Below are 11,575 nucleotides of genomic sequence, written 5' to 3'. Positions count from 1 at the left end.
GCCGGCCATTATCTACCCAATCGGCTCCAGCCCGCAGGTATCGATGGCGTGCAGGGCGCGCCGCACTGTTCCATGCCCCGGAATGATCGCCTCTGGCGCCAGCTCCGACAGCGGCAGCAGGGCGAAGGCGCGCGCGTGCAGATGCGGATGCGGCACCTGCAGCTGCGGCAGGTCGATCACCTGGTCGGCGTACAGCAGCAGGTCCAGGTCCAGCGTGCGCGGGCCCCAGCGCTCGCCGACGCGACGCTCGCGGCCGAACGCCTGTTCGATGCCCAGCAAGGCCTCCAGCAGCGGCAGCGGCGCAAGACCGGTGCGCAGCTGGGCCACGGCATTGATGAAATCGGGCTGGTCTTCGCGGCCCCAGGCTGGCGTGCGATACAGCCGCGAAGCGGCGACCAGCGTGGTCTGCGGCACGGCGCCCAACGCGGCGATGGCCGCGCGCACGCTGGCCTCGGCCTGGCCCAGGTTGGCACCCAGGCCGACAAAGGCGGTGTGCATGCCCTACTCGCCTGCGGGCGTGCCGGTCCGCCGGCGCCGGCGGCGACGTTTGCGCGGCGCGCCCTCATCGCCGTCGTGGTCGGCCTGCGCCGATTCGATCGCATCCACCAGCTCCTGGCCGGACGACTGCTGCGCCTCACGCCAGAACTCCACATCGGCCGCGTGATCGGGCGATGCGAACTGACGCAGCACCAGGAAATCGAACGCCGCGCGGAAGCGCGGATGCGACAAGGTGCGGAACACCCGCTTGCGCTGACGCGAGGAGAAGCGCGTCTGCAGCAACCAGATTTCCTGCATCGGCAGCGAGAAACGGCGCGGCAACGCGACGCGCTCCAGCTGATGCAAGGTGACGCGATCGGCCGCACGGCGCTGCGCATCTTCCGGATGCACGCCTTGCGCCTGCAGAGCCATCAGGGTGCGGCAGAACGCCGGCCACAGCAGCAATGCAAACAGGAAGGCCGGCGACACTGGCTCGTCGTTGGCCACGCGTGCATCGGTATTGCGCAGGCCTTCCAGCACCATGGCGCGCAACGCACCACTGCGATTGGACTTCAATGCCGCCGCGCTTTCGGGAAACAGCACGCCGAGCAAGCCATAGCGCTCCAGGCCTTCGAAGCTGGCCACACCGTGCCCGGACAGAAACAGCTTGAGGATTTCTTCGAACAACCGCGCAGGCGCAGCTTCGGACAGCAGCCCGGCCAGACGCGGAATGGGTTCGGCAGTGCCGGCTTCGATGTCGAAATTCAACTTGGCCGCAAGGCGCACCGCGCGCAGCATGCGCACCGGATCTTCCTGGTAGCGCAGCTCGGGGTCGCCGATCAACTTCATCAGGCGCGCCTGCACGTCTTCGAAGCCACCGCAGTAATCGCGTACCGAGAAATCCTCGATGGCGTAATACAGGGCATTGCAGGTGAAGTCGCGGCGGATCGCGTCGTCTTCGATGGTGCCGTATACGTTGTCGCGCACCAGCCGGCCGTTATCGAGTTCGCGGTCGCCGCTGCCATCGTCGACGTTGGCGCGGAAGGTGGCCACTTCGATGATTTCGCGACCGAACACCACATGTGCCAGACGAAAACGGCGGCCGATCAGACGACAGTTGCGGAACAGCGCCTTGACCTCTTCCGGCGTCGCATCGGTGGCCACGTCGAAATCCTTCGGGTGGCCGCCGACCAGCAGGTCGCGCACCGCACCGCCGACCAGATAGGCGCCAAAGCCCGATTCGCGCAGGCGGTACAACACGCGCAACGCGTTGGGGCTGATGTCCTTGCGCGAGATGGTGTGCTGGTCGCGTGGAATGACGCGCAGCGTGAACGGAGATGTAACTGAGGGTTCGATGATGGCGCTTCCGTCTTGTGTTGCAGGATTGCCCAACGGCTATTACCTCACTATACTAGCGCGCTGCACAAGACGTGACAAAAGCGCTCCCTTCGTCTAATGGTTAGGACGTGGCCCTCTCAAGGCTAAAACAGGGGTTCGAGTCCCCTAGGGAGCACCACGATCGGTCTGACTGCTAGACGCCAGAGCCCCGCAATGCGGGGCTTTTGCGTTGTGGCGCAGGCCCTTTGCATGTGCATTGGCCTGCGTGCCATCGCGCAGGCCGCGACCATCTCCGCCTCGCATCTAGCCCGGTCAGGACCGCAGGGGCCCGGGATTGGTCGAGGTTGGTTGCCGCATCCACGGCGCCGGATTCCATCTCAAATCCGCAATGCGGCAGTGCGTTGTCGGGATGCAATACGGCCAAGGCCCTCAACGCGCTCCAGCCAACACGCATGCAGATTCGCGGCATCGCATGGCAAGTGTCAGACGATGTGTCGATCTCAGGGACGCAGCTCAGATCAGCCACATCAGCACACAGAGAACGGGCCTCATCGCTGCGCGCTCGCCGGTACGCATTCGCTGCGCGGTGACGTGAGTGGAGGTGTTTCGCCCGTGCACCATGCGTGCCGGCCGCCCTGGGAATTTGCAGTGCATCGCGTTTGCTCACATGGTCGTCGGCCCAAGCACCGCGTCGTCGCTGTCGGTTTCGGCGACGGCATCGTGGGCATGCAGGCTTTCCAGATGGCGTACCGCCACATGGAAGGCCGCATAGTGCTCTGCCAGCTGCTGGCGCAGGCGTCGCGCCGCATCTTCGACATACATCAGGTTTGCGCCATTCAAGCGCGCAAATGCCTGTTCGTCGGGTCGCCGCACTGCAGCCTGCACCGGCGTCGCCAACGCCTGCTCGCACAGACCGACCAGTTGCCGGATGGCCAAGCGCTGCGCATCGGCGGGCAGCTCAACGCGTACCTGCGCCACGCTGCGTTGGCTATGCGGCGTGGCGTAGGAACCGTGGTCCTGCAGCCATTGCGCAACCTCGTCCAGCGCCAGCGCATCGCGCCCGGCATGTTGCTGCACGAATGCATCGCTCAGCAGCTGCCGCGACAACGCTGCCGAACAGGGGCAGGTAGAGGCGTACAACACCTCCACCTGGAGCTGGATCGTGGTGCGCCCTGCACTGCATTGCGCGGCGATGTGCACTGGATAGGCACGCCAGCCACTGAGCCCCTCACTGCGCAATGCCGGCGTGCGCAACATCAGTTCGCCGCTCAGCGTCAGCCGAGCGGCGCGGCTCGCGCAATCGGCATGACTGTCGATCAGCGCCTGCAATAACCCCGAGAGCATGGCCGGCGACACTGGTTGCTGCAGCTGCGTATCCAGCAGGCGGTACAACCGCGACATGTGGATGCCTTTCAGCTCTGCCCGCGGCAGATCGACCTGCACGCTGGCGCGTGCGGCAAGCTGGCCGCCACCGGCCTCCAACTGCACGGGAATGGCGATGTCCTGCATGCCCACCCATCGCAGGGGCGCGCTCAGCGTTGATGGTTCGGTCACAGCAACATCGGGAAGCGTAGCGGACATCGGGATCTCGTCGAAGATAAAGGTGACGACCGCGCCTCAGGCGCGACCAGGAAACGCAGCGAAGTAGTCGTCGATTCCCGCATGCAATGTCTGCGCGAGTTCGTCCTGATGCGTATCGCTGCACAGGCGGCTGCAATCGTCGCGATTGCTCATGAAGCCGGTTTCCACCAGCAGCGACGGAATGTCCGGCGACTTCAACACCGCAAAACCGGCCTGCCCCACCTGGTTCTGATGCAGGCGCGTCACCTGCTGCAGGCGTTCCAACATCAACGTGCCGAATGCTAGGCTGCTGGCGATGGTGCCGCTCAGCGACAGATCGGCCAGCACCTGCGACAACACCGGATTGCTCGGCACCCGCAGCCGGCGCGCGGTGTCTCCCATGTCGTCGGCAGCGTTTTCGCTATCGGCGATCCAGCGCGCCAGTGCGGAGCTGGCGCCATTCTGCGACAGCGCAAACACCGAGGCGCCCCGCGCTTGGCGCGATGGTGCGGCATCGGCATGGATGGAGACGAACAGGTCCGCATTGTGGCGATGGGCGATCAACACGCGCTCGTGCAATGGCACGAAGCGGTCATCGCTGCGGATCATGGTCGGCCGGTAGCGCGCATCGGACGCCAGGCGTCGATGCAACCGCCCGGCGACCGCCATGGCGACATGTTTTTCGTAACGCGCATCGGCACTGACCGCCCCCGGATCCTTGCCGCCGTGGCCTGCATCGATCGCGACCACGTAAGGGCGCAGGCGTGAATGAGCCGGCTGCGGTGGCTCTGTCTGCCCCGTCGCCGTTGCTGCTGCCGCGCCATCGCTCGTGGACAACACTACGCTGCCAGGCATAGCGGCAAGCTCCAGCACCAGCGCGCCGGCTTCCCAATGCAGGTTGGTCGAACATGGCTGCTGCAGGTCGAGCACGATGCGCAGGCCATCCAGATGCGGCGCACTGCGTATGCGGGTCACCGCAGCACCGGCAGGCATCGCATCGATGCGCGGCGACTGCGGCGACACGCCAGAGAGGTCGATGACCACCCGCTCCGGATCGGTCAACCGGAAACTGCGATAGACAACCTGTGCGCCCAGCTCCAACCGAAGGCGCAGCAGCTCGCCCTGCTGCCGCATGCTGCATGCCCGTAAGACGGGAAGTCCTTGTGCAGACCCCAACGCCGGCGAAAGCATCAACACTGCAGCGGCGCCCTGCAGGAGGTGACGGCGCTTCATGCGCCCACCTCAAGACCCGAGCAATCGACCGGACACCGCAGACCGCAGCACTGACTGCGGCGCGATTCCAGACAGCACATCCAACACAACGGGAGATAGGACACGGGAGGCAAGACTGCGCGGCGGCGATGATTTGTTATAAAGTAACATTAATTCCGCGAAAGAACGTCAGCTCTTCCTATCCTGCGCGCTTGCGTTCATCTTCTTGTCCCACAACCGGAAGGCGCGCACCACCCGCGACACTCGATTTCTTTAGCACTGCAATGAGTCGCTTATGCACCCCGGTGACCCATTCGATCCGAGACGACTCGCCGACTATCGTGCATTTAAATGGCAAACCTAATAATTTCCAGGTGGGCGGGTTACGCATTTCGAATAAACCGCTACTTGCCACAGAGTTATATGACTTTAAAAACCTGCCTTCTCAATTTCTACAACCGTGGCATCAAGTCCATGCAAGTGGGGACACACAATGTATGACGAATCCTGTCAGCTCTCGGCATTCCACAGTATACAAATAAAAGGTAGCAAGAATTATGGAAGTCAACCAGGAGAGTTGACACCCAGATAGCGTCAACACATTGACGCAAGGCAAGTGCAGCAACTTTTGACTTAGTCACTCACGAAACTACGGAGAAACACGTACCGTAGGCATGCCTGAATTGCAGGCGAATGTTTCCCGTGAACGGGAGAAGGCGAAGTCATGGAAGTGAAGGCAAAGCTGGCATTTAAGACCCTAGGCGCCGCCGCCATCGCGATGCTGGCGGTTACCGGTTCAGCAAGTGCATGCTGCCCAGGCGATGGAACAGTTGCCACGCTGGCTGCCACGGGCCTGGGCGAGTCCGTGCCCGACGCAACCAATCTTGCAGTAGATCCAACCTGGCGGATTTACGAATTTCAACGCGAGGGCATGCTGTATCTACAGATCAACGATGCAGCTGGCGTAGTGCGTGGCGCGGTTGGTCGCGCAGGCGAGGCTCTGTGGGTGCTGCCGATGGGTAAGGACGTCAATCGTGTGATGGTTTCGACGTTGACGGGACCAACGCTCGCAAAATTGGTTTATCAGACCGATAACTTCACGGTGCATCTCATCCCGGGCACTGCTGGAGAGCGCTGGATTGTCACACGGACGAAGTGATCGAGACGGGCTCGGCGACTAGCAGACTCAGGGCTCGCGTATGGCGGCGGCGAAACATGCCGCCATGCGCTTTCAGTCGCGCCCGCAATTCGGCACCCGCTTCAGTTGTGTCGCGCTGCACTACATCCAGCAATGAACTGTCAGCGAAGATTCTGATAACAACGCCCTGTGAACCACCACTTTTCCATGTGCGAGCTTGCACAAGGTGCCGCTTAGCTTGGGGAAGCATTTCGAACGCGTTGAGAGCGCACCTATACGCTGCCAGCTGCAAGCCAAGTGATAGATCGCCACAATTACCACGCAGCGCGTGATGGATCTCAGTGTTATAAAATCGTGCCAGTACGGGTGAGCGCAGCGCCTGGTACACCCCATGCGTCTCGATTTCTAGCGGATATAACCCCCCGACGTACTCATGCAGCAGTCGCGACTCGATGACTCCTGCTCTGGTCATTTCCATGGCTGCTGCGTGATGCCCACGCTCACGCAGTTGAGCGACACAATCCTTGCGTAACCGGTTTATATGAACATTTATATCCGAATAATCCACAACGCGATTGCGAAGGGTGCGCTCTGCAGCCAGATAGCCCGCCTGAGCAAACTGCAATGCGGCCAGTTGTGCCTGCTCCTGTCTCCCTGCCTGCGTGTATGCGGAGGCCAACCGTGAACCGAGGACAAAGAGTCCCGTCGCAATCACTGCAATCAGTAGCTGAACACTGAACAATTCGGAGTCATATGCGGCGATTCCGTACTTCGACCTAGACAACGCTGCAATCAGGTTTGCCAGCAAGGCGCCAGCCGCGGCTCCCCGCCAGCCATGACGGAGCGTCAGAACGATTGCTGGCCCAGTAAGCGACGCCATCAAAACCTGTTGCAGGAGTGGCTCAGGGACAACATTGGCGGTGCAAAACAATGCTGCCATCGCAAATCCGGCAACTGCACTGTCACGCACCAAATCGTCGCGAAGATAGCTTTCAGCACGCCGGTACCAAAGCAAACCCGGCAGCAAAAACATCAAAATTCCGAGGTATGAACCCAGCCAAGTCCTCAACAGAATCTCAAGGGGAGAGCTAGCTATGGTAATCCCCCCGCCCATTAGCAGACGCCAGAAGTGGAATTTTCTCGTACCCTTTCCCGAGGAGGTTCCATGAAGAAGTCCCGCTTTACCGACAGCCAGATCATCGCCGTGCTCAAGCAGGCCCAGGCCGGTGCGCCCGTGCCGGAGCTGTGCCGCGAGCACGGCATCAGCTCGGCCACGTTCTACAAGTGGCGTAGCAAGTTCGGCGGCATGGACGTGTCCATGGTCGCACGCATGAAGGAGTTGGAGGAGGAGAACCGCCGGCTCAAGAAGATGTACGCCGAGGCGCAGCTCAGTACCGACCTGCTGAAGGAAGCGCTCGCAAAAAAATGGTGAGGCCATCTCAGCGACGCGAGATGGCCCAATCGGCAGTCACGAGCGGGCGCACGAACATCCGCCACGCCTGCCAGACCTTCGCGGTGAGCCAGACCTGCTTCCGCTACCAGGCCAAGGCCAGCGAGCAGAACGCCCGGATCGCCGACTGGCTGGTCCGCCTGACGACCGCCCATCGCGACTGGGGCTTTGGCCTGTGCTACCTGTACCTGCGCAACGTGAAGGGCTTTGGCTGGAATCACAAGCGGGTCTACCGGATCTACCGCGAGCTGGAGTTGAACCTGCGGATCAAGCCGAAGAAGCGGCTGGTGCGTGAGCGGCCCGAGCCTCTGGCGGTGCCGGAGGCCATCAACCAGGTCTGGTCGATGGACTTCATGCACGACCAGTTGGCCGACGGCCGCAGCTTCCGGCTGTTCAATGTGCTCGACGACTTCAATCGCGAGGGGCTGGGGATCGAGGTGGATCTGTCGCTGCCGTCAGCCCGGGTGATCCGATCGCTGGAGCAGATCATCGAGTGGCGCGGCAAGCCCGCCGTGATCCGCTGCGACAACGGCCCTGAATACATCAGTGGCGCGTTGCTGTCCTGGGCACAGCGGCTTGGCATCCGGGTCGAGCACATCCAGCCGGGCAAGCCACAGCAGAACGCCTACGTTGAACGCTACAACCGCACCATCCGCTACGCCTGGCTCGCCCGCACCCTGTTCGACACCATCGACCAGGTGCAGGACAAAGCCACCCGCTGGCTATGGACGTACAACCACGAGCGCCCGAATATGGCGCTCGGCGGCATCACGCCTGCCATGAAGTTGGCGATGGCCGCTTAGCTCCACTTCTGGCGACCGCTAGAAGTGGGGGGGTTACCCTATCGGGCCACCAAGCGTGACATTCAACGCCATGCCACACAGCGTACTCCACAAAGCGAGAATCGCCATGATGGGAAGAATGCGATTACGGGTAATGACGTCTGGTGTATGACGGCGAATTCCCGACACAGCGAGGGCGACCGCAGGCGCGAATAGGAAAGGACTCAGGTATGCCCAAATCGGGGCGTAATCCCTTGTCTCCAACATCGGGACACGCAACCAGAGCATTGCGGCGGCATCGCCCACTAAGAGAAACGGCCAACGACGGTATGGCATGAATAAAAGCGACGCAGCCCTCAGGCCAGCCGGTAGATACCATTGATCAACAGACAGATGCCAGACAAGCAAGTAGACAACGCAATAACCCAGACTGAGCAGAAGCCCTTCAGCCAGCTCTCTTGCTACTGCCATACAACCACTCCCTGGTTCGTCGACGAATTTTGTCTAGTGTGAAGCCATTTGCCACGCCGCGTATAGCTGAAGCGCACAGATCGCGAGAGTGATAAGCGCAACAGCTCTTTGCGCCATCCCTGCCCAATATTCTTGCACTTCAGTGGTGCAATTGGTGACTGTCGTTACCTCGCTTCTCACTTGACTCACTCAACAAAGAAGGCCGCGCAGTGCGCGGCCTTCTTTGTTTTCGATGCCGATATCGGCATAAATGCCATCAGCCCTCCATCTGCTCCAACTCCTTGCCCTTGGTCTCGTAGACGTACTTGAGCACGAAGAACACCGAGATGAAGGCGGCGACGGTGTAGATGCCGTACGCACCGGCCAGACCGATACTGCCGAGCAGGATCGGGAAGCTGACGGTGATGGCGAAGTTGGACGTCCACTGCGCGGCACCGGCAATGGCCAGGCCCGAGCCGCGGATCTGGTTGGGGAACATTTCACCCAGCATCACCCACATCACTGGGCCCCACGAGGCGTTGAAGAACACCACGTAGACGTTAGCGGCCACCAGGGCGAGCATACCCATGGCATCGGACATCGCAAGCTTGCCGTTGGGATCCAGCGAGGCAGTGGCAAAGGCGTAGGTCACCAAGGCCAGCGAGACGGCCATGCCGGCCGAGCCGATCCACAGCAGCGGCTTGCGGCCGATCTTGTCCACCAGCATCACCGTAACCAGGCAGGCGCCGATGCTGAGGCCGCCGGAAAGCACGTTGATCAACAGCGCATCCTGCTCGGAAAAGCCCACTGCCTGCCACAACACCGCGCCGTAGTAGAACACCACGTTGATGCCCACCAGTTGCTGGAACACCGCCAGGCCAATGCCGATCCAGACGATGGGGCGGATCTTGCCGGTGGCCTTGTTGATCAGGTCGGAGAACTTGGGCTTGTGCTGGTCGGCCGCCATCGAGGCGGAAATCTCGCCCAGCTTGGTCTGCGCGGCGGCGTTGCCGTACAGGCGCTTGAGCACCACCAGCGCCTGCTCGCGGCGCCCCTTGACCACCAGGTAGCGCGGGCTTTCCGGGATGACTAGCAGCAGCAACAGGAACAGGATGGAGGGAACCGCCTGCATCCAGAACATCCAACGCCAGGCGGCCTGCCCGGCCCAGAGCGGCTCGGTGGAAGCGCCGGCGGCGTTGGCCAGCAGGTAGTTGCTCAGAAACGCGCAGAACAGCCCGCTGATGATGGCGATCTGCTGCATCGTGGCCAGCCGGCCGCGATAGCGCGCGGAGGCGACCTCGGCGATGTAGGCCGGCGAAATGACGCTGGCCGCCCCCACCGCGAAGCCGCCCATCACGCGGGCGAAGATGAAGAAGCCGGAACTGTGCGAAGCACCGGCGCCGATGGCCGAGAGCAGGAACAGCGCAGCGGAAATGATCAGGACCGCGCGGCGGCCCCAGCGGTCGGCCAGGCGGCCGGCAAAGAAGGCGCCGATGGCGCAGCCCAGCAGCATCGAGGCGACCTCGAAGCCGGTCTCGGCGGCGGTGGATTGGAAGGTCTGTTTCAGGCCGTCGACGGTGCCATTGATCACGCCGCTGTCGAAGCCGAACAGGAAGCCACCGATCGTGGCCACGCAACTAATCAGGATGATGAAACGGGTGTTCTCGCCGGCATCGGGGGCGCCGTCAATGGAAACACTGGACATGGGTTCACCTGGGAACGTGCAAGGGAGCGTCCACGGGGGTGGCCGCCATCGGCCGGCGACGCAATGCGCCGCCGGCCACGGGACATCAACGCGTCAGATACTGATTGATCAGGTTTTCATACGCTTCCTGGCGGCCGCTGAGTTGCTGGGGCGCATTGCTGGCCGCGTGCTTGGCCAGATCGGCCAGCGTGGTCTTGCCTGCGGCAAAGTCCGCGCCGGCGCCGCTGTCGAAGCTGGCGTAACGCTCGGCACGCCATTGTTCCAGCGGCGAGGCGGTCAGCAGCGCGTTGGCCACTTCCAGCCCGCGTGCGAACGCATCCATGCCGCCGATGTGGGCCAGGAACAGGTCCTGCGGGTCGGACGATTCGCGACGCACCTTGGCATCGAAGTTCAAGCCGCCCGGTGCCAGCCCGCCCTGCCGCAGCACCACCAGCATCGCGCCGACGGTGTCGTACAGATCGGTCGGGAACTGGTCGGTGTCCCAGCCGTTCTGCGGGTTGCCGCGGTTGGCATCGATGCTGCCGAGCAGGCCGGCATCGGATGCCACCTGCAGGTCATGCTCGAAGCTATGGCCCGACAGCGTGGCGTGATTGGCTTCGATATTGAGCTTGAAGTCCTGATCCAGGCCATGCTGGCGCAGGAAGCCGATCACCGTGGCGCTATCGAAATCGTACTGGTGCTTCATCGGCTCCATGGGCTTGGGCTCGATCAGGAAATTTCCCTTGAAGCCAATCGCGCGGCCGTAGTCGCGCGCCAGGGTGAGGAAGCGCGCCATGTTGTCCTGCTCGCGCTTCATCTGCGTGTTGTGCAGGCAGGCATAGCCTTCGCGACCGCCCCAGAACACGTAGTTTTCGCCGCCCAATTCAACGGTGGCATCGATCGCGGCCTTGACCTGCACCGCCGCACGCGCCACGACATTGAAGTCCGGGTTGGTCGATGCGCCATTCATGTAGCGCGGATGCGAGAACAGGTTGGCCGTGCCCCACAACAGCTTGATGCCGGTGTCGGCCTGACGCTGCTTGGCGATGCCCACCATGTGTTTGAGATTCTTTTCGTACTCGCCGATGTCGTCGGCATCCGGTGCCAGGTCGATGTCGTGGAAGCAGTAGTAGGGCACGCCGAGCTTGGTGAAGAACTCGAACGCCGCATCGGCCTTGGCTTCGGCACGGTTCAACGCGGTAGTGCCCGCATCCCACGGATACGCCCGCGTGCCCGGGCCGAACGGGTCGGCGCCATTGCCGCAGAAGCTGTGCCAGTAGGCCACGGCAAAGCGCAGATGCTCGGCCATGGTCTTGTCGCCGATGGTTTTGTTGGCGTCGTAGACCTTGAACGCGAGCGGGTTGTCCGAATCGCGGCCTTCGAAACCGATCTTGCCGATGCCGGGGAAATATTCTTTCGCGCCGATGTACACGGTGTTGCTCATGGGGTGTGAAGTCCTTGCTGCTGGGGGAGTTGTAGAAAAC

At 62.2% G+C, this 11,575-nt stretch carries 9 protein-coding genes, 1 tRNA gene and 1 pseudogene; 3 read left to right on the top strand and 8 right to left on the bottom strand.

What is annotated here, in order from left to right; translation table 11 throughout:
• Positions 1–12: 12 nt before the first annotated feature.
• Both folK and pcnB read right to left on the bottom strand, forming a co-directional pair.
• A complete protein-coding gene (gene folK, locus ACCQ15_RS09170; protein WP_127167751.1) occupies positions 13–498 on the bottom strand; it encodes a 2-amino-4-hydroxy-6-hydroxymethyldihydropteridine diphosphokinase in 486 nt (161 codons plus the stop codon).
• 3 nt (positions 499–501) lie between these two features.
• Positions 502–1,869, bottom strand: a complete 1,368-nt coding sequence (gene pcnB, locus ACCQ15_RS09165; protein ID WP_372381437.1) for a polynucleotide adenylyltransferase PcnB — start codon at positions 1,867–1,869, stop codon at positions 502–504.
• Between the two features lie 49 nt (positions 1,870–1,918).
• Between pcnB and ACCQ15_RS09160 the strand changes: the two genes are divergently transcribed.
• Positions 1,919–1,993: transfer RNA gene (locus tag ACCQ15_RS09160), tRNA-Glu, on the top strand.
• Between the two features lie 485 nt (positions 1,994–2,478).
• Here ACCQ15_RS09160 and folE2 read toward each other — a convergent pair.
• Complete coding sequence (gene folE2, locus ACCQ15_RS09155) at positions 2,479–3,396, bottom strand: GTP cyclohydrolase FolE2 (protein WP_014090012.1); 918 nt, start codon at positions 3,394–3,396, stop codon at positions 2,479–2,481.
• Between the two features lie 36 nt (positions 3,397–3,432).
• Positions 3,433–4,608: an N-acetylmuramoyl-L-alanine amidase gene (locus ACCQ15_RS09150; RefSeq protein WP_372381436.1), complete on the bottom strand. Its 1,176-nt coding sequence runs from the start codon at positions 4,606–4,608 to the stop codon at positions 3,433–3,435.
• Positions 4,609–5,311: 703 nt separating this feature from the next.
• Here ACCQ15_RS09150 and ACCQ15_RS09145 point away from each other — a divergent pair.
• Entirely contained in the window at positions 5,312–5,746 is a 435-nt protein-coding gene (locus ACCQ15_RS09145) for a hypothetical protein (RefSeq protein ID WP_029819235.1), read from the top strand.
• Here ACCQ15_RS09145 and ACCQ15_RS09140 read toward each other — a convergent pair.
• Positions 5,730–6,830 (bottom strand): annotated as a pseudogene (locus ACCQ15_RS09140) (MASE1 domain-containing protein); the annotation flags it as partial. The gene ACCQ15_RS09145 and the pseudogene ACCQ15_RS09140 sit on opposite strands and share 17 nt — an antisense overlap.
• A 60-nt stretch (positions 6,831–6,890) precedes the next feature.
• Between ACCQ15_RS09140 and ACCQ15_RS09135 the strand changes: the two are divergent.
• Positions 6,891–7,978, top strand: a protein-coding gene (locus ACCQ15_RS09135; protein ID WP_089504397.1) for an IS3-like element ISXac2 family transposase whose coding sequence is annotated in 2 segments (ribosomal slippage) — positions 6,891–7,143 and positions 7,143–7,978 — 1,089 coding nt in all. Because the reading frame shifts where the segments join, the coding sequence is not laid out codon by codon here.
• A 33-nt stretch (positions 7,979–8,011) separates the two neighbouring features.
• On the opposite strand, the gene ACCQ15_RS09130 is transcribed toward ACCQ15_RS09135, so the two are convergent.
• From ACCQ15_RS09130 to xylA, 3 genes are all read right to left on the bottom strand, one after another.
• The gene (locus ACCQ15_RS09130) at positions 8,012–8,428 is read right to left on the bottom strand and encodes an MASE1 domain-containing protein (protein WP_496561806.1); all 417 of its coding nucleotides are present in this window, start codon (positions 8,426–8,428) and stop codon (positions 8,012–8,014) included.
• A 256-nt stretch (positions 8,429–8,684) separates the two neighbouring features.
• A complete protein-coding gene (locus tag ACCQ15_RS09125; RefSeq protein WP_008571269.1) occupies positions 8,685–10,112 on the bottom strand; it encodes a sugar porter family MFS transporter in 1,428 nt (475 codons plus the stop codon).
• An 85-nt stretch (positions 10,113–10,197) separates the two neighbouring features.
• Positions 10,198–11,535: a xylose isomerase gene (gene xylA, locus ACCQ15_RS09120; RefSeq protein WP_011347136.1), complete on the bottom strand. Its 1,338-nt coding sequence runs from the start codon at positions 11,533–11,535 to the stop codon at positions 10,198–10,200.
• Between the last annotated feature and the right edge of the window lie 40 nt (positions 11,536–11,575).

It is taken from the genome of Xanthomonas sp. NCPPB 1754, from assembly GCF_041475725.2.
Lineage (GTDB): Bacteria > Pseudomonadota > Gammaproteobacteria > Xanthomonadales > Xanthomonadaceae > Xanthomonas > Xanthomonas euvesicatoria.
This window is presented reverse-complemented; position numbering and strand designations above follow the sequence as displayed.

Coding starts and splice junctions, on each gene's coding strand:
- folK (WP_127167751.1), bottom strand. CDS start 498: ATGCACACCGCCTTTGTCGGCCTGGGTGCCAACCTGGGCCAGGCCGAG.
- folE2 (WP_014090012.1), bottom strand. CDS start 3,396: ATGTCCGCTACGCTTCCCGATGTTGCTGTGACCGAACCATCAACGCTG.
- ACCQ15_RS09150 (WP_372381436.1), bottom strand. CDS start 4,608: ATGAAGCGCCGTCACCTCCTGCAGGGCGCCGCTGCAGTGTTGATGCTT.
- ACCQ15_RS09145 (WP_029819235.1), top strand. CDS start 5,312: ATGGAAGTGAAGGCAAAGCTGGCATTTAAGACCCTAGGCGCCGCCGCC.
- ACCQ15_RS09130 (WP_496561806.1), bottom strand. CDS start 8,428: ATGGCAGTAGCAAGAGAGCTGGCTGAAGGGCTTCTGCTCAGTCTGGGT.
- ACCQ15_RS09125 (WP_008571269.1), bottom strand. CDS start 10,112: ATGTCCAGTGTTTCCATTGACGGCGCCCCCGATGCCGGCGAGAACACC.
- xylA (WP_011347136.1), bottom strand. CDS start 11,535: ATGAGCAACACCGTGTACATCGGCGCGAAAGAATATTTCCCCGGCATC.